At 58.0% G+C, this 16,861-nt stretch carries 17 protein-coding genes; 14 read left to right on the forward strand and 3 right to left on the reverse strand.

Going from position 1 to position 16,861, the window contains the following annotated elements; all coding sequences use genetic code 11:
• Positions 1-77 precede the first annotated feature (77 nt).
• From cysQ to GPM19_RS05390, 5 genes are all read left to right on the forward strand, one after another.
• A complete protein-coding gene (gene cysQ, locus GPM19_RS05380) occupies positions 78-848 on the forward strand; it encodes a 3'(2'),5'-bisphosphate nucleotidase CysQ (RefSeq protein ID WP_160417852.1) in 771 nt (256 codons plus the stop codon).
• 224 nt (positions 849-1,072) lie between these two features.
• Positions 1,073-1,204, forward strand: coding sequence for a JAB domain-containing protein (locus tag GPM19_RS15770; protein WP_264766791.1), 132 nt, complete (start codon positions 1,073-1,075; stop codon positions 1,202-1,204).
• 165 nt (positions 1,205-1,369) lie between these two features.
• Positions 1,370-2,338 (forward strand): Rpn family recombination-promoting nuclease/putative transposase, encoded by a 969-nt coding sequence (locus GPM19_RS05385; protein WP_160417853.1) that lies wholly within the window; start codon positions 1,370-1,372, stop codon positions 2,336-2,338.
• Positions 2,339-2,430: 92 nt separating this feature from the next.
• Entirely contained in the window at positions 2,431-2,565 is a 135-nt protein-coding gene (locus GPM19_RS15525; RefSeq protein ID WP_264766792.1) for a hypothetical protein, read from the forward strand.
• Positions 2,566-3,197: 632 nt separating this feature from the next.
• On the forward strand, positions 3,198-4,634 hold the full coding sequence (locus GPM19_RS05390; RefSeq protein WP_160417854.1) for an MBL fold metallo-hydrolase RNA specificity domain-containing protein: 1,437 nt from the start codon (positions 3,198-3,200) through the stop codon (positions 4,632-4,634).
• 120 nt (positions 4,635-4,754) lie between these two features.
• Here GPM19_RS05390 and GPM19_RS05395 read toward each other — a convergent pair whose 3' ends face one another.
• Entirely contained in the window at positions 4,755-5,939 is a 1,185-nt protein-coding gene (locus tag GPM19_RS05395; protein ID WP_160417855.1) for a DcaP family trimeric outer membrane transporter, read from the reverse strand.
• Positions 5,940-6,628: 689 nt separating this feature from the next.
• On the opposite strand from GPM19_RS05395, the gene GPM19_RS05400 reads away from it, so the two are divergent.
• The 9 genes from GPM19_RS05400 to GPM19_RS05440 all read left to right on the forward strand — a co-directional run bounded on the left by GPM19_RS05400 (position 6,629) and on the right by GPM19_RS05440 (position 14,026).
• Positions 6,629-7,543 (forward strand): HAD-IIB family hydrolase, encoded by a 915-nt coding sequence (locus tag GPM19_RS05400; protein ID WP_160417856.1) that lies wholly within the window; start codon positions 6,629-6,631, stop codon positions 7,541-7,543.
• Positions 7,540-8,760: a glycosyltransferase family protein gene (locus GPM19_RS05405; protein WP_160417857.1), complete on the forward strand. Its 1,221-nt coding sequence runs from the start codon at positions 7,540-7,542 to the stop codon at positions 8,758-8,760. The genes GPM19_RS05400 and GPM19_RS05405 overlap by 4 nt, the downstream gene beginning before the upstream one ends.
• Positions 8,761-8,969: 209 nt before the next feature.
• Positions 8,970-9,161, forward strand: a complete 192-nt coding sequence (locus GPM19_RS05410; RefSeq protein ID WP_160417858.1) for a YgaP family membrane protein — start codon at positions 8,970-8,972, stop codon at positions 9,159-9,161.
• A 29-nt stretch (positions 9,162-9,190) separates the two neighbouring features.
• Positions 9,191-9,652 carry a YeeE/YedE family protein gene (locus tag GPM19_RS05415; protein WP_160417859.1) on the forward strand — a complete coding sequence of 154 codons (462 nt, stop codon included), beginning with the start codon at positions 9,191-9,193 and terminating at the stop codon, positions 9,650-9,652.
• Positions 9,649-10,059: a DUF6691 family protein gene (locus tag GPM19_RS05420; RefSeq protein WP_160417860.1), complete on the forward strand. Its 411-nt coding sequence runs from the start codon at positions 9,649-9,651 to the stop codon at positions 10,057-10,059. The genes GPM19_RS05415 and GPM19_RS05420 overlap by 4 nt, the downstream gene beginning before the upstream one ends.
• A 206-nt stretch (positions 10,060-10,265) precedes the next feature.
• Entirely contained in the window at positions 10,266-10,967 is a 702-nt protein-coding gene (locus GPM19_RS05425) for a response regulator (RefSeq protein WP_160417861.1), read from the forward strand.
• Complete coding sequence (locus GPM19_RS05430) at positions 10,964-12,286, forward strand: ATP-binding protein (RefSeq protein ID WP_160417862.1); 1,323 nt, start codon at positions 10,964-10,966, stop codon at positions 12,284-12,286. Before GPM19_RS05425 ends, GPM19_RS05430 begins: the two co-directional genes overlap by 4 nt.
• A gap of 30 nt (positions 12,287-12,316) precedes the next feature.
• Positions 12,317-12,967, forward strand: coding sequence for a c-type cytochrome (locus tag GPM19_RS05435; RefSeq protein WP_160417863.1), 651 nt, complete (start codon positions 12,317-12,319; stop codon positions 12,965-12,967).
• 12 nt (positions 12,968-12,979) lie between these two features.
• Positions 12,980-14,026: a c-type cytochrome gene (locus GPM19_RS05440; protein WP_160417864.1), complete on the forward strand. Its 1,047-nt coding sequence runs from the start codon at positions 12,980-12,982 to the stop codon at positions 14,024-14,026.
• Between the two features lie 94 nt (positions 14,027-14,120).
• Here the strand turns inward: GPM19_RS05440 and dsbG are convergent, their stop codons facing one another.
• A complete protein-coding gene (gene dsbG, locus GPM19_RS05445) occupies positions 14,121-14,933 on the reverse strand; it encodes a thiol:disulfide interchange protein DsbG (RefSeq protein ID WP_160417865.1) in 813 nt (270 codons plus the stop codon).
• Between the two features lie 92 nt (positions 14,934-15,025).
• Positions 15,026-16,777 carry a sugar phosphorylase gene (locus GPM19_RS05450; protein ID WP_160417866.1) on the reverse strand — a complete coding sequence of 584 codons (1,752 nt, stop codon included), beginning with the start codon at positions 16,775-16,777 and terminating at the stop codon, positions 15,026-15,028.
• Positions 16,778-16,861 lie beyond the last annotated feature (84 nt).

The raw sequence follows: 16,861 nt of genomic DNA on the forward strand, positions 1-16,861 counted from the left end.
TTCCTAGGTTTTTCGTACAAAACCTAGCTTCCTGCCTTTCGCCCTCTATCCATTCACTAATAACCACTGAGAAATCCATGTCTTTAAGCTATGCAGACTTGCTCAGCGCCGCAGAAACCCTGGCCCGCGAGGCGGGGGATGCGATCATGGCGGTCTATGCCCGCGACTTCAGTGTCGAAGAGAAGGCCGACAAGAGCCCGCTGACCGAGGCGGATCGCGCGGCTCACGAGATCATTGCCAGCGGGCTCGAGGCACTGTCCCTGAAGATTCCGGTGCTTTCCGAGGAGGATGTCGCGGGATTTCCGGGGCCGGACGAAAAGGGTCGCTACTGGCTCGTCGACCCCCTGGACGGCACCAAGGAATTCATCAAGCGTAACGGCGAGTTCACCGTCAATATCGCCCTGATCGAGAAGGGCAGGCCGGTGCTGGGGGTGGTGACTGCTCCGGCACTCAACACAGCCTATCTGGCCGCCGAGGGTATCGGTGCTTTCAAGGTCGATGAGAAGGGCGAGCGACATGCACTGCGGGTGGCCGGCAAGCCGGAAGGCCGCACCTGGCGCGTGGTAGGCAGCCGTTCGCATCCCAGCCCGGATCTCGCTGCCTGGCTAGACAACCTCGGCGCGCATGAAATGCTGCCCATGGGTAGCTCGCTGAAGCTTTGCCTTATTGCCGAAGGCAAGGCGGATACTTATCCGCGCCTGGGCCCGACCTGCCTGTGGGATACCGCTGCCGCTCAGGCGGTGGTGGAGCAGGCCGGTGGCCGGGTAGAGACCCTGGAAGGTCAGCCTCTGAGCTATGCCAAGCCTTCTGAAGTGCTGAACCCGCACTTTGTGGTGTGGGGATATTGAGTGTCAGAAAGTCAGCACCCGCGGCGCTGTCCATCGCCTAGGCGCTGAATCTCTCGATTCCCCAGACTCACCTGCTGGCCGACCTAGCCCGCCTTAACCCCGGCAACGGATCCGGCCAACACCTCGCCCGGCAAGCCGGCCTCCCACCAGGGGGCCAGACACATGATCCGTTTTCGCCAAGACCCCGACCGGAAAATCAATGTCGGCATAGCATGGCGGAACTGGTGCTTACCAACAGCCATGACCGCACGGCGGCTTATCAACTCGATCTGGGCCTGGTGGATATTCGCGTCTGGGATCATGTGGTGGTGGGTTACGAAGGCTATGTCTCGTTCGCCGAACGGGGCTGGCTGTAAGACTCTTTCAGCGACCCACGCCTGCTTTCCCCCCCACGGCTGCCGTTCGCGGCGCCGTGGGATGGGGCAGGGGAATAGCGTGAATGGGAAGGAGGTTTGCATTTGGGAATGAGCGTTGGGCGGTGCGTGTTGTGGTAAAATAATGGCATTGAGACAGGAGTCAGCATGGCGGATACCACTCACAACTACCACGACACGGGTTATAAAGAGCTATTCAGCTATCCGGAGTTCGTACAGCAGCTGATCGAAGGTTTTGCGCCTGCCGAAATCGCCGAACTGATGGACTTCACCACGCTCAAGAACCACAGCGGCAACTACATCACCCCGCTGTTCGAAGAGAAATTCGAGGATGTGGTGTGGTCGGTAGAAGTGACCTGGCAGGGCGTGACCCAAGAAGTGTTTCTCTACATTCTGTTGGAGTTTCAGTCCTCTGTGGATCGCAGTATGCCGATCCGGCTGATGCACTACGTAGCCTGCTTCTATGATCACCTGCTCAAGAATGGAACGACGACGCCACACAAGGGCCTGCCGCCGATCCTACCCATCGTGCTCTACAACGGCGCCGAGCGCTGGACGGCCCGACAGGATATCTACGACATGGTGCGCCCGGAACCGCCCGCGTTCCTGCAGGTCTACCAGCCACATCTACGCTACTACCTGATCGACGAAGGGCGCTACACTGATGAGGAGCTGGGGTTGCGGCAGACACCGCTGAGCGGAGTGTTCAGCATAGAGAAGGCGTCTACGAACAGGAAAGGGCTGCAGCAGGCCGTGGATCGGGTTGTGGCGATCATCCAGGTCGATCCCAATAAAGAGCGTATCGACCGTATTATCACCCGCTGGCTCAAGCGTCACCTGCAGCGGCTCGGGGCTGAGGTCAACCTGGATCAGCTCAACAGTTTGGTGGAGGATAAAGACATGTTGGCAGAGAACTTAGAAAACTGGGCGCAGCAAGAGCGCCGAGAAGAGCGCCAGAAGGTTCTGCAGGAAGCAGAGGCTCGAGCTTTAGAAGAAAAGCGTGACACTGTGCGCCATTTACTGTCGTTTGGCGTGCTTAGTGATGAGCAGATCGCGGAGGCGACTGGCTTGAGATTGGACGAGATTGCCAAGCTGCGTATTGAAGATAAGCACTGATCCCACCTTATTGATTGTATCCCCGCCTGATGCACAAAAAGGGCAGCCCCGATGCCTAATGCCAGTCAGTTAACGCTGACTGGCATTAGGCCTTGGTCACCTTTGATCGCGATGCTGGCCTGCTGGGCGTGGAGGCGGGCGAGTCCTTCTTCGGTGAGCAAGAAGGGCAAATGACCGAGCCAGTATCTGCCCGTGTCGAAGCGCTCAAGGCCAGCCTGGTGGGTTGACCTGGTAGGAGGGCGCTTCAGCGCGCGAGGGGTTGACTGAGCAAGCTCCACTACCAAAAGCTCGCCCGGCAAGCCGGCCTCCCACCAGGGGGGCCAGCCTGGTGGGGTTGACCTGGTGGGAGGGCGATTCATCGCGCGAGAGGTTGACTGAGCAAACTCCACTACTAAAAACTCGCACGGCAAGCCGGCCTCCCACCAGGGGGCCAGCCTGGTGGGGTTGACCTGGTGGGAGGGCGATTCATCGCGCGAGAGGTTGACTGAGCAAGCTCCACTACTAAAAACTCGCACGGCAAGCCGGCCTCCCACCGGGGGCCAGCCTGGTGGGGTTGACCTGGTGGGAGGGCGATTGATCGCGCGAGGGGTTGACTGAGCAAACTCCACTACCAAAAGCTCGCCCGGCAAGCCGGCCTCCCACTGGGGGGCAACTTGGTGGGGGTTGACCTGATGGGGGGCGATTGATCGCGCGAGGGTTGACTGAGCAAACTCCACTACTAAAAGCTCGCCCGGCAAGCCGGCCTCCCACCAGGGTGCGGTGGGTATGGGTGAATGAATCTTCACCCGACTGAGCTCAAGGTTTTGCTTGGCTAGAAAACTCATACTATTGGGTGACGTTAACTTCAAGGAGCGAGTCGATGAGTCATCCAGCCAGCCGCACTACTTCCTTTCCGCAATTCTTGCATCACGGCGGCGCCGATGGCGTGACCGGTAGCTGCCATCAGCTGTTGGCCAATGAAAACCATTCGTTACTGGTGGACTGTGGATTGTTTCAAGGGGAAGACGCAGCGCAAGATGCCTTTGCCCAATTGGAAGTGAATTTCGATATCAGCACCTTGCGAGCATTGATCGTCACGCATGTGCATATCGACCACATCGGCCGGTTGCCGTATTTGCTGGCCGCGGGGTATGCAGGGCCGATTTTATGTTCAAAGCCTTCAGCGCTGTTGCTTCCCCTGGTGATAGAGGATGCCCTGAAGATCGGCTTTACTCGCGATACGCGCTTGATCGAGCAATTCCAGCAGCGCGTGGAGAGCCAGTTGGTGCCCTTGGATTACGGCCAATGGCACACCCTGGTGGATGACGACAGCTTGTTGCTGCAAGCCAAGCTCAAGCGTGCCGGGCATATTCTGGGTTCAAGCTATGTGGAAGTGTCGCTGCATGACCGTGTGCAGGGTGGCAAGCAGCGGGTGGTGTTTTCCGGCGACCTGGGCGCGCCTTATTCGCCGTTGTTACCGGCGCCGAAATCGCCTTACTTTGCCGATAGCCTGGTGCTGGAATCCACTTACGGCGACCGTTTGCATGCGCCCCGGCGTGACAGGCAACAAGCCCTGAAAGCCGCTATCGAGAAGGCCCTGGAAAGTGGCGGCACGGTGATCATTCCGGCGTTCAGTATTGGCCGCACCCAGGAGCTGCTTTACGAGCTGGAAGGCTTGATATTGGCGGGCTCAAAACACGCTGAGACGCTATGGCGTGATCTGGAGGTGATCGTGGATTCACCGCTGGCGGCGCGTTTCACCCAGGTATATCGCCAGCTCAAGCCGTATTGGGACAAGGAGGCGCAACGCCGCTTGCGAGCGGGGTGCCATCCGCTGAGTTTCGATAATCTCTATACGGTGGATGATCACGAAACCCATGAGCGCACGGTGCGCTACCTGGCGCAATCCGGCCGCCCGGCAGTGGTCATCGCGGCCAGCGGGATGTGTGCCGGCGGGCGAGTGGTCAATTATCTCAAGGCAATGCTGAATGACGCTCGCCATCAGGTACTGTTTGTGGGCTACCAGGGAGCGGGTACGCCGGGGCGCGATATTCAGCGCTACGGACCAGAGGGTGGTTGGGTCGAGCTTGATGGCGAGCGGATTGATATCCGTGCCGGGATTACTACCATCAACGGTTATTCCGCCCATGCCGATCAGCGTGATTTGCTGAATTTCATCAAGCGAATGCGCCAGTGGCCGAAAGAGGTGCGGCTGGTACATGGCGATGAGGATGCCCGCCGAGCTCTGAAAGTCGAAATAGAAAACCTGGCGGCCAGGCGTGGGCATAAAATAGAGGTGATACTGCCAAACACTTGAGAAAACGCCGCACAAAAAAGCTCCGATGGTGGTTAACCATCGGAGCAACGAAACGAGCGTAAGTCTAGTTAAGCGAGCTTATGCGTTGTGATTATCACGCATGTCCGATCCTGTGTAGAATCAGAAAGTGTACATCGCCATGCCTTGCAGACGCACGGCATCACCATCTTTATCATCGGCCTGTTCGCGGGTGTGGTAACCGGCTTCAATACCGTAGCTGATGCGATCAACAGGCGACCAGATGTAGTTTAGAAAGAGGCTGTCAAATCTATCGTTGCCTGCATCGATATCGGCAGTAGCAATGCCGTAGGCCAGATTGATATTACCGGAACCTGCGGCCATGCTCATGCCCAAGGTGCCGCCTGTGGCCTCAATAGTTTCCAGGTCGCCGTTGTCATCTACTTGAGCGGGAGCTGTGGGGTTACCATAAAGATAACCGCCGATTCCATCACCGTGAGTGAGAGAGGCACGAAGTGTCATTGCGGGAGATACCTTGGCGGTGGCTTCTAGGTTGATGCCCCAGCCCATAGCGGAGTCGTCATCCCAGCCTTGTGGCGCCGCTGCCTCTCCTTCGGCATCGTAACTCAGTTCTCTCAGTACACCGGAAGCAGCGAAGTTGAAGTCGCCACCACTGTGCTGATAGCGCATGGTCAGATCAGGAAGAGAATTTTTAGCTACATCGTACTTTGTACGCCCAATCTCGACTTCTTCTCCACTAGTTAATGTTACAAGATCTGGCTGAGTAAAGCCTGCATCTGGTGTTTGTCCACGGGCACCCGGGTCTTCCAATGCAACTGAGAAGCCACCGGTGGTATAGCGTAACTGGGCTTGACGACCGATGTTTGCCTGCCCCGGCTGACCAGTGAAATCGATAGTCGGGGTCATGCCCAGGAAACCACCAAAGTTGGTCCAGGTCTGGCCGGCCAGAATGTCGTTCCACTCACCGAACGCATGGCGAAGACGCAGCGTGTCATTGCCTGAGCCGTAAAAATCGCCTTCGATAGTGGTGTTGAGCGTGCTGCCAGCCAAGGGAGTAGCGGTCTTGAAGCCGATACGGCTTTGCTTGGCATGGAAGTTAGTGTGGCCATCGGGACCGTCTTGGCCATCAAGGCGAATGTTGCCAGCAGTAACGGCATTACCCAAGTCAGCATCGGCATCATAGATCATGTCGAGCTTGGCATAGCCATAGACACTGGCCGTGGTGTCACCCACTTCAAAATTATAGGCGGAGGCAGTGCCGGCAAAGGAAGCAGCAGCGACGGCAGCGGCCAGCAGAGCTGTACGCTTAGCGTAGATTGTTTTCATGGTTACCCTTATCAAGCTAATTATAATTTGTAGTCATATCAGCTCATTGATTTATTGTTACTTCTAAATCAAAGCAGTTGAGCTTCGTCATGCATGCAACACAACAGTCATTAAACTATCACACTGAATTGCAGATTCCTCTCTAGACAAAAGTCCAAATAGTTTATTAGGTTTTGTTTTATAAGCGAAGTTTGAAATTCGAGGGGAGGGGCGGCTTTACGGTAGGATGTCGACTTGTCGGGCGAGCTTCGGGTGGTGCGTTTAAGGGCAACCCCTCGCGCGATAAATCGCCCCCCTACCTGGCGAATCTTGCGTGCCATGGGGCTTGCTGACCCTCGTTCCATTGCCGACAATGAAACTTTGGAAGGTCGAGCTCGTAATCGGCGGGTTGAAGTAATGATTCATTTGGAATGAGTCATTAGATAAAAAAAACCCGCCGAGGGGGCGGGCATAAAGGCTTGGCTTATGTAGACCATTGGTAAGCGGGGGTGTACGTGCTATCCAATGAGGTACAACTCCAGTATAGATATTTTTAGAGGTTTGCCAAGGGCAAGCGGTGGTTGTTTTGTAGTTAAATGTTACAGAGCTGCTTTTTCTTGCGGAGCAGTTGTCAGGCAGCCATTTACCGAGCAATCTCTTTATAAGAAGTTGGCAACTAAAAACCGGTTTCAAGCCTTTAAGGTGTCGCCATGAATACAGGTTTATCGCGTCTTTCCTCACCGGCTACCTCTGGCGAGGCACTGGCCCTTCAGCCGCGTCTGGTGTTGACCGATCTTGATGGTTCGTTGCTGGATCATCACAGCTATGATGCGTCGCCTGCCAAGCCTTGGTTGACCCGGCTCAGGCAGCTGGGAATCCCGGTGATCCCAGTCACCAGCAAGACCCGGGCTGAAGTGTCCCCGTTGCGTGAAGCCCTGGGGCTGACCGATAGCCCCTTCATTGCTGAAAATGGTGCCGTGATCGGCTTGCCGCAAGCCTGGTGCCATGCGCGGCTGGACCGCCCGGGCAATGGCACGGATGGGCTGGTGATCAAGCATGTCAGCGTGGATGTCGGCCTGATTCGGGCGCGTCTCAATGTCTGGCGGGAGCGCCTGGGGGTGTCATTCACTTGCATGAGCGAGCTGACCCTGGAAGAGCTCAAGTCCCTTACCGGTCTGGATAACGATGGGGTGCGCCTGGCCCGGCTTCGCGAAGGCAGCGAACCCTTGATCTGGCAGGATAGCGATACGGCCCTGGAGAGTTTTCGAGCGGCACTGGAAGGTGATGGGTTACGCCTGCTGCGGGGAGGGCGGTTCTGGCATGTGATAGGCCTTTCGGCCGATAAGGGCAGTGCCGTGGAGTGGCTTATCCAACGCTTTACTTCGTTACGCGGTCGGCAGCCGCTTTCCATGGGGTTGGGCGACGGCCCCAATGATATCTCCATGCTGGAAATGGTCGATCAGGCGGTGGTGATACGCGGCTGTCATGACTTGCCCGTGGAGCCACGGACTGCCGCGCTTTATCGCACCCAGGCCAGCGGCCCGGTAGGCTGGGCCGAAGGCGTGAACTATTGGTGGGGCGGTGGGGATGGGGGTCTGGCTGACTCCGGGGCGGTGTCAGCATGAGCGACTTTCATCAAAACGGCCTGATCACCGATTTTCACAACCTGACACGCCGCCCGGTGGAAAGCTTGGAGGAAGAACTCGTCGAGTTTTCTCGGCGTCGTCCCATGGGCTTGATTTTGCCTTCGCTGTTTTCCGAACTGGAAGGCCCTGCATTGCCGGGAATCGTCGATGAGCTTTCCAAGGTGCCGTACCTGAGTGAAATCGTGATAGGGCTGGATCGTGCCGACCGCGAGCAGTTTCTCCATGCCCGCGATTTTTTTTCCCGTTTGCCTCAGCATGCCCGCATCCTGTGGAACGATGGTCCACGCCTGCGCGAGCTTGATCAGGAGCTGGAAAGCCATGGATTGGGTGCGCTTGAGCCAGGCAAGGGACGTAACGTCTGGTACTGCGCCGGCTATGTGTTGGCGTCAGGTCGTTCAACAGTCGTGGGGCTGCATGACTGCGATATTCTGACCTATGAACGCGGCATGCTGGCTCGGTTGATGTACCCGATGGCGCATTCCCGCTTCAATTACAGCTTCTGTAAAGGTTATTACCCGCGCATTGCCGAAGGCAAACTCAATGGACGCGTCACACGCTTGCTGGTGACGCCGTTATTGCGTGCCTTGAAGATCATGTACGGACCCTTGCCTTACCTTGAATACCTCGACAGCTTCCGCTACCCGCTTTCCGGCGAATTCGCCATGCGCAGCGATGTCCTGGAAGGCATTCGTATCCCTGCGGACTGGGGGTTGGAGATCGGTGTGCTCTCGGAGCTGCACCGTAGCTACTCCAACCGTCAGCTATGCCAGGTGGATATCGCCGATTGCTACGACCACAAGCATCAGCCGGTAAGTAAAGACGACCCGGGTGGCGGCCTCAACCGTATGAGCCTGGATATTGCCAAGGCGCTGTATCGCAAGCTGGCGACAAAGGGTGTGAGCTTCAGTACGGAAGACTTTCGTACCCTGAAAGCGACCTATTACCGCCTGGCACTGGATTTGATCGAAGCCTACGACCACGATGCCACCATGAACGGCCTGAGCCTGGACCGGCATAGCGAAGAGCAGGCAGTGGAGCTGTTCGCCGGGAATCTGCTGGAAGCGGGTGCACTGTTTCTAGATAACCCGCGTGAACGACCCTTTATTCCCAGCTGGAGCCGAGTGCAGGCGGCGGTGCCGGATATTCTGACGCGCATGTACGCCGCGGTGGAAGAGGACAATAAAGGCGCAGTATGACTTTCGTCGCCTTGCGACAACTTGACTCAGGCAGCCTGGCTCCATCCCGGCTATCCTCTACGCAAATATTTTAAGTTATTTGTTTAGATGTTTTAGTTATTAAAAAGGTGCCGATCAATCTGTTTTAACCTGAATGTCATTGGCGGGGATGCCGGGCACGGTGTCGACGCTTTTCAGACCGATGGATCAAAAAGAAAAGGAGCAATAGCATGAAAACGAATGTAGGCAAGGTAGATAAAATCGCCCGTATCGTGATCGGCCTGGCGTTGATCGTGCTGGCACTGGCCGGCGTCATTGGTGTCTGGGGCTGGATTGGAATACTCCCGCTTGCAACAGGTCTGTTGGGTGTATGCCCTGCGTACAAATTGCTGGGTATCAATACCTGCAAGAGCGAAAAATAAGCCGTATTTAAGTTGAAGGGAGGATAGGCGTGGATTGGACAGCAAGCCTTCAGGGGCTGATAGGTGGCATCTTGATTGGTCTTTCGGCTACCTGGCTAATGGCCACGCTAGGGCGAATTGCCGGCATCAGCGGAATTGTGGGTAATCTCGTGACCCAGCGTCCCAAAGGTGACAGCGCCTGGCGTGTGACCTTCGTGCTGGGCTTGATCAGCGGCCCGCTATTGCTGATGGCATTGGGTGGCGACCTGGGTAATGTCGTGGGTCGGCCGGGCGCTGTCGTGGGTGAACCCGCAGGTGGCGTGGCCATGATGCTGCTGGCGGGCTTGTTGGTGGGCGTGGGTACTGGCCTTGGCAGCGGCTGCACCAGCGGGCACGGTGTCTGCGGGCTGGCGCGGTTATCGCCACGCTCACTCGCCGCCACCGGGGTCTTTCTGGGATGTGCCATCTTTACGGTGTATATCGTCCGGCACGTGCTGGGAGGTGGGGCATGAGAACATTAATGGGCTATATCGCCGGCTTGTTGTTTGGCTTGGGATTGGCGATTTCCGGCATGACTGATCCGGCACGGGTGCTGGGTTTTCTGGATATTGCCGGCAACTGGGATCCGACCCTGATGTTTGTACTGGGTGGCGCGGTGATCACTACCTTTATTGGCTATCGTCTGGTATTCAAGCGCCTTGAGCCCTTGTGGGGGGATGCCTTCCAGCTGCCCACACGCCAGGATCTGGACGCCAAGTTATTGGGTGGCGCTGCCTTGTTCGGGATTGGCTGGGGCCTTTCGGGCTACTGCCCGGGACCGGCAATCGCCTCTATCGGGGGCTTGACCCCGCCGCTTTTCGCCATGTTGATAGCCATGGTGCTCGGCTGGTTTGCGGCTCGGCGACTTAGCGTTTCCTGAAAGCCTCATCAGTCTCATGTTGCTTGAATAAGACGTCCCTGCCGGCTTGCCGGTGGGGGCGTTTTGCCTGTTGGCCGGGCATCAGGCCAAAAACCCAAAGAAAGCTACGACTAATTGCCTTGTCTCGATTGGCTTTGTTTCGAGCGCAGTTAACGTTCGTTTAATGGTGTCTTGGCATGCTTCACGCCTATAACAAGGAAATATCCATGCACGTACTGCTGATCGAAGATGATGCCCTGGTGGCTTCCGGTATCCGGGCCGGACTCATGACATTCGATTTTGTTGTGGATCATGTGTCCACCATGGCTGCCGCACGTCAGGCCATGCAAGCCGTGGCCAGCGATGTGGTGATTCTCGACAGAGGCTTGCCGGATGGCGACGGAATGAGCTTGCTGGAAGAGTGGCGCGCGGCGGGCGTTGCTACACCGGTGCTGATTCTGACCGCACGCGACGCCGTTCGCGACCGGGTGGATGGCTTGCAAGGCGGCGCCGATGACTACCTGGTGAAGCCCTTTGATCTCGATGAGCTGGTGGCTCGCTTGCGCGCCTTGCTGCGGCGTGCCGCCGGGCGTTCGAGTGCCATGATCCAGCACGGCAGCCTGACCCTTGACCCGAGAGCCCGAGCAATCAGTGTTGACGGCCATCAGGTGCCGCTTTCCCGGCGCGAGTTGGTGTTGCTGGAAACCTTCTTGCAGGCACCCCGCAGTGTGCTTTCGGCGAATCAGCTGAAAGATAGCCTGTATGGCATGAGCGATGACGTGGAAAGCAATGCGCTCAATGTGCATATCCATCATTTGCGCCGCAAGTTGGGCACGGGAGTGATCGAGACCGTGCGCGGCCTGGGGTATCGGCTGGGCAAGCCGGAAGCCATTTGCTTGCGGGGCACCGTGCCCAAGGGGCAGTTATGAGCCTGCGGCTACGGCTATTGTTGACCCTGGGCTTGACCTTGGCACTGCTATGGGGCGTGGCGGCTGCCTGGTTGATGCGCGACCTGGAAGCCAAACTCATGGAAACGCTGGATCAGCGTCTGGCCCAGTCGGCCCGCATGGTGGCCGGGTTGATGCTGCAACTGCCTGCCGAGGTCTGGGATACCGTCGACCAGCAGACATTGTCGATTCCGCCGATTGAGGGGCTGGCCTGTCAGGTACATTCCCCGCGTGGCGAGGTGATGGCACGCACCCATGCCGACATGGATGACATCTTGACCCCGGGAGAGCGGGGGCATACCTACCGTAAGGAAGGCGACGTGACCTGGCGCGTCTTCACCTATGAGCGTGAGGGGCTGACCATCATCACGGCGGATCGCATGGATGAACGCACGCTATTGCTCAAAGACGTGATCAAGGTCGCGGTGGTGCCTTTCATCGTGGCGTTGGTGGGCAGCCTGGGAGCGCTGTGGTTAGGCATTTGGCGCGGGTTGGCGCCGTTGACTCGGCTGCGCGTCTCGCTCGAGCGCCGCGACCCGGACGCCCTGGCACCGGTGTCAACCTACGGTATTCCCCATGAGATTCGTCCTCTGATCGAGACCCTCAATGGCTTGCTGGTAAGAGTGCAACAAACCCTGGTTCGGGAGCAGCGTTTCACCAACGATGCCGCCCATGAATTACGCACCCCGTTGACGGCGGTGAAAACTCATTTACAGGTGGCAAAACGAGTGAATGGCGATGCCGCTCGGGAGTCGCTTGAACATGCCGAACAGGGTGTTGCTCGCCTGGCCTGCACTCTCGATCAACTGCTGACGCTGGCACGGGTGGAAGGGCGCCTGGGCTTTGATGACGGTGAGCCAAGCAGGGTGGCGGATATCGTCGAATTGGCCATCGCCGATACCAATACGCCGGATGCCAGACGTTTTACGCTGCCTGATATCTGGCCCGAGGCGACATTGGCGATGCCGCGTGAATTGGCAATTACCGCTTTGCGTAACTTGCTGGATAACGCCTTGCGCCATGGCCCGGACGATACGCCGGTACAGCTGAAAGCCGAAAGGAGCCATGCCGGGCGCTGCATGACGTTTTGCGTCAGTGACCAAGGGCAAGGTATTGCGGCACCGGCGCTGGCGCAACTGCCCCGACGTTTCTGGCGTGCCGGAAGCCAGCAGGGCAGTGGCTTGGGGCTGGCGATCGTTGCCGCCATTGCCGAGCGTTTCGATGGGGGCATCGAGTTTTTCAGCCCCCCCGGTGGCGGCTTGCAAGTACAACTGACGGTGCCGATTATCGATCTCGACTAGGATCAATATAATCACAAGAGGGAGAAAACGATGAACAAGACAGTGATAAGGGGACTGGGCCTGTTGCTGGGAACCGGCTTGAATGCCGGTGCTGCAATGGCATTGGAAGGGGATGTTCAGCGTGGCCAGGAGGCGAGTGCCACCTGCGTGGCCTGTCACACAGCGGATGGTAGCGGTCTGAACGTGCCGGGCGGTGAATCCTGGCCGCGCCTGGCGGGACTGGATAGTGGCTACATCGTCAAGCAGCTCCATGATTTTCAGGAAGGACGCCGTGAAAATGCCAGCATGAAGCTGTTTGCCAACATGCTCGATGACCAGCAAATCGCGGATGTGGCGGCCTATTATTCCCAGATGCCGGTGACTCCCGCCCAAGGGGGAGAAGAGGCGGGTGAGGCATTGCTTGAGCGCGGCGAGCAGTTGGCGAAACGGGGTGACTGGGATGCCTACATCGTGTCCTGCAAGAGTTGCCATGGGCCGGGTAGCGAAGGCGTGGGAAGCGATTTTCCGGGCATCGCCAGTCAACATGCGGATTATATCGCCACCCAACTGCAAGCGTGGAAGAACGATGAGCGCAGTAACGACCCTCAGAACTTGATGGGAGCGATTGCCAAACGTATGAGCGACGAGGATATCCAGGCGGTCTCCGCCTGGCTTGCCCGTCAATCCGTGACCGCCGAGTAAGGGAGAGTGACCATGAAGCTATCGAAAATTACCTTGGCGGTACTGGGAGCGTCGTTGGCCGCAGGCCTCGGCGTGACGGCCTATGCGGCCAGCGGTGAAAATGGCCAGGGGGAGTCGCCTTATCAAGGTCTGACAGCGCTGGGATACCCGGCACCCCAGGAAGGCCAGCTGGTTCATGTGCCTCCCACCATGGCCGATCTGGACGATGCCGATATTCATCCCGAGCTCAAGAAGGTGATTCGGCGAGGCTATGAGCTGTTCACCGATACCCAGCAGCTGCGTGGCGAGAACGTCTTCAATGACATGAACTGTTCCAGCTGCCATTTGGGCGAAGGTCGCCAGCCGTTCAGCGCGCCGATTTGGCCGGCGGCGGTGACGTTGCCGGGTTTTCGCGGCAAGAACCAGCACGTCAACAATCTTGAAGAGCGCATTGCCGGCTGCTTTGCTTATTCGATGAACGGTACACCGCCGGAATATGGTAGCGACGACATGGTGGCGCTTTCCGCCTACCATCAGTGGCTGGCTACCGGCGCGCCCATGTACCCCGACCAGCCGATCTACGGGCGTGGCTTCCAGGCACCGCCAGATCCCGAGCAAGAACCGGACTATGCACGCGGAGAGGAGGTCTACCAGGCGCAGTGTACTATCTGTCACCAGGACGATGGTGCCGGCCATTATGAAGAGGGTGAGTACGTCTTCCCGGCGTTGTGGGGCGATGGTTCCAACAACTGGGGAGCGGGTATCGTGCGCACCCATACCGCGGCTGGGTTCATCAAGAACAACATGCCGCTGGGTCAGCCAAACTCACTTTCCGACCAGCAGGCGTGGGATGTCGCCTACTACATGGTGAGTCAGGAGCGCCCCCAGGACCCACGTTACACCGGTGACCTGGATGAAACACTGGAACTGTTCGGTTCGACGTTTCATCGCCATTCGCGCTATGGCGAGGTGCGTGAACATGACGACCATCGCCTTGCCGATCACGCCAACACTGGGGAAAAGGATTTTCTCAAGCCCTGGAATGTCGGGGTATCGCGGTTTGAAGAGCTGAGTGAATAAGCCTTCAATAAGGAGTCCAGTATAGGCAAGGCGCCCGCTTGAAACCGCTCAGGCGGGCGCTTGCATTTGAACCATCCTGGCGCGTGTCAGTACGTTAATCGGCCTGGGGAGTCGGCCCGTCCATCATTTCGATCAAGCGCTCTTCATTGGGTACTCCCTGTACCCGGTCGATACGCAAGGTGCCGTTTGCGTTGCGGCGTTGAAAAGCGCTGGTAGGCGTGGCGAAGAGGCCCAATTCTTCAAACAGCTGATTATTGGCATAAACCTGTTCTTCGATTGCCCGTGGCTGGGCACTGGCCTGGATGGACTGGCCCATTTCGCTGTGCTCATACAGGGCTTGCGACGGGTCATCGGCACCTAACAGGGCGGCGGCCTTGCCGGGGCTGTCCGGTTGCAATATGCCCACCATGATGTGGCGTAGCTGCACCTTGCCGGCGTTTACCCAAGGGCGTGTCTGCTCCCAGAATTTCTGGCAATAGGGGCAGTTGGCGTCGGTAAAGGTATAGATCACGCGCGGGGCATCACGCTCGCCATCCTGAATCCAGTGGCTGTCTTCCAATGCCTGCCATGTCTGGGCTTCCAATGGGGCGCGAACGTGTTCATCCAGCTGTGGCTCGGTCAGGTTGGTACCTTCGTCATCCATCAGCGTACCCAGTACCGCATGCTCGCCATCCGGGGTCAGGTAGATCGCCATTTCACGCCCCTGGGTGCTGGCGCCAAAGCCGCGCATGCCGCCGGGCGCCTCGAACTGGCCGTGAATTTCCATGCCCTGGTCGGCTAATGCCTGTATCGGTGCGGGCAATGGTTCGGCGGCCTGGGCAAGGCTGCCCATGGCCAGTGAAACGCCGGCCAGGGCGGGCAGGGCGAATCGCTTGCGGAGACGTAAGGCGATGGGCGGTAATGACATGAGATTCCTCGTTGGGGTAATGATTATGGCGGCATCTTCTCATGAGTTTATTATCAGGGTATGAGTTCCATGACGTATCAGTCATTTTCTTCTTAATCACTCACCAGCCAGCGAATGGCGTAGGGCGGCAATGGCGTGTCGGCCGACCAGGCTGGAGAATCCGGGTCGATTGAGTGCCACTGGCCTTGGCTGAGCCGCATGCTCAATGTCTCGCCGCCCTGATTCAGATCGAACGGCCGGTCGGTGACGTTATACAGTGCCAGTAGGCGACGGCCATCGGCCATCGGGCCGCGTTCGATAACCAGTAGCTCGTTGGGCGCGGGAAGCACCCGCTGCGGGGCGCTGGGATGAAAGCAGGGCTCCTCGCGGCGCTGTTCAAGCAAGCGGTTGAGTGCGGTAAATACCTTATGGGTAGGCGTCGTGGCGCTGTCCAGCAGAGGTTCCAGTTCCTTGAGCTGCCAGCGACGGCGGTTGATCGAACGTAGCCTGCCGCTGCGCTCCACGCCTTCCAGGTCGTTGGGGGTGGCGGTCAGGCTGTGCAGATAGAGCGCGGGAATCCCCTGCAAGCCGAGCATGATGGCTTGGCTGCATAGAAAGCGTGCCACCTGCCAAGGGTCGGCGCCTCGATGGGTGCCTTGCATGGCTTCAAACCAGGTGATGTTGATTTCATAGGGAATGTCGCCGCCTTCGGGGTTGCTGCGCATGCTGACAAATCCGCCGAAACGGTGCATCAATTCCAGCAGGGCATCGCGTTCGTGGTCGGGCAATAGGCCTTCCAGCGGGCGCACGCCGATGCCGTCATGGCTGGCGGTAAAATTGAGGTAGGTGCAGGAAGGCGGCAGGGGCGGCAAGCTTTTCAACCAGTCGCGCAGTGTTCCGGCTTCGCCGCGGGTCAGGGTATGCAGCAGCAAGGGCGGCAAGGTGAACTGATAGATCATATGGGCTTCATCCGGCTCGCCGCTGGCCGTGCGCTCGAGGCCGAAATAGCTCATGTTTTCGGTGTGCGGCACGTTGGTTTCGGTCACCACTAAGGTGCCGGGAGCGACGTGGTCCACCAGGGCGCGCAGTAGGCGAACCACCGTATGGGTTTCCGGTAGATGGACGCAGGAGGTGCCCAGGCGTTTCCAGAGAAAGGCGATGGCATCCAGGCGAATGATGCGCGCGCCCTGTTTCAGGTAGAACAATAGAATGTCGACGAATTCCAGCAGCACATCCGGGTTGGCGAAGTTGAGGTCGATCTGGTCGTCGGAAAAGGTGGCCCAAAGATGCCGGGTACCGCGCCGCGTGGCAACAGGCATCATCAGTGGCGTGCTGCGGGGTCGCACGACCTGAGATAAATCGGTCTCGGGCTCGAGTTCCAGGAAGTAGTCGCGCCCCGGCAAGCTATCGCTGAGATAATCGACGAACCACAGCGATTCCCGGGAGATGTGGTTGAGAATCAGGTCCACCATCACATCGTAGTGCTCGGCCAGGGCGCGGATATGCGACCAGTCGCCGAGTGCTGGATCAACTTCCCGGTAATCGATCACCGAAAAGCCATCGTCGCTGCTCCAGGGAAAGAACGGCAGAAGGTGAACGCCGCTGATGCGCTGGCCCAGGCGTTGTCGGATAAACACTTCCAGCACCTCGAGCGGTGGGCGTGGCTCATCGACGATCGAGTCACCGTAACTGATCAGCCAGAGATCCTTTTCGCTCCAGGTGGGAGCGGCTTGTTGAACGTTCGGGCTTTCTTGAGTGTTCTGGTACTTTTGAACAAGGCGCTGCAGGCGTCGCAGCACTTCGTCGGCATCAGGGCCGTAAAGATGAGTCAAGTACTGGTGGGCGTTGGTATCAAAGGCTGACATGGGGAGACTCCCGCATAAACAGATGCCACAGACACTGCAGCTTCTAGGCCAAATCGTTACAATGAGAAAATAAATCGCTTACTC

The sequence above is a fragment of the Vreelandella zhuhanensis genome, from assembly GCF_009793355.1.
GTDB classification, from domain to species: Bacteria; Pseudomonadota; Gammaproteobacteria; order Pseudomonadales; family Halomonadaceae; genus Vreelandella; species Vreelandella zhuhanensis.

What these genes read in the sequence shown, in the direction of transcription:
- GPM19_RS05420 (WP_160417860.1), top strand. Translation starts at nt 9,649, where the DNA reads ATGAGAACATTAATGGGCTATATCGCCGGCTTGTTGTTTGGCTTGGGA.
- GPM19_RS05425 (WP_160417861.1), top strand. Translation starts at nt 10,266, where the DNA reads ATGCACGTACTGCTGATCGAAGATGATGCCCTGGTGGCTTCCGGTATC.
- cysQ (WP_160417852.1), top strand. Translation starts at nt 78, where the DNA reads ATGTCTTTAAGCTATGCAGACTTGCTCAGCGCCGCAGAAACCCTGGCC.
- GPM19_RS05405 (WP_160417857.1), top strand. Translation starts at nt 7,540, where the DNA reads ATGAGCGACTTTCATCAAAACGGCCTGATCACCGATTTTCACAACCTG.
- GPM19_RS05410 (WP_160417858.1), top strand. Translation starts at nt 8,970, where the DNA reads ATGAAAACGAATGTAGGCAAGGTAGATAAAATCGCCCGTATCGTGATC.
- GPM19_RS05385 (WP_160417853.1), top strand. Translation starts at nt 1,370, where the DNA reads ATGGCGGATACCACTCACAACTACCACGACACGGGTTATAAAGAGCTA.
- GPM19_RS05400 (WP_160417856.1), top strand. Translation starts at nt 6,629, where the DNA reads ATGAATACAGGTTTATCGCGTCTTTCCTCACCGGCTACCTCTGGCGAG.
- GPM19_RS05390 (WP_160417854.1), top strand. Translation starts at nt 3,198, where the DNA reads ATGAGTCATCCAGCCAGCCGCACTACTTCCTTTCCGCAATTCTTGCAT.
- GPM19_RS05395 (WP_160417855.1), bottom strand. Translation starts at nt 5,939, where the DNA reads ATGAAAACAATCTACGCTAAGCGTACAGCTCTGCTGGCCGCTGCCGTC.
- GPM19_RS05440 (WP_160417864.1), top strand. Translation starts at nt 12,980, where the DNA reads ATGAAGCTATCGAAAATTACCTTGGCGGTACTGGGAGCGTCGTTGGCC.
- dsbG (WP_160417865.1), bottom strand. Translation starts at nt 14,933, where the DNA reads ATGTCATTACCGCCCATCGCCTTACGTCTCCGCAAGCGATTCGCCCTG.
- GPM19_RS05435 (WP_160417863.1), top strand. Translation starts at nt 12,317, where the DNA reads ATGAACAAGACAGTGATAAGGGGACTGGGCCTGTTGCTGGGAACCGGC.
- GPM19_RS05430 (WP_160417862.1), top strand. Translation starts at nt 10,964, where the DNA reads ATGAGCCTGCGGCTACGGCTATTGTTGACCCTGGGCTTGACCTTGGCA.
- GPM19_RS05450 (WP_160417866.1), bottom strand. Translation starts at nt 16,777, where the DNA reads ATGTCAGCCTTTGATACCAACGCCCACCAGTACTTGACTCATCTTTAC.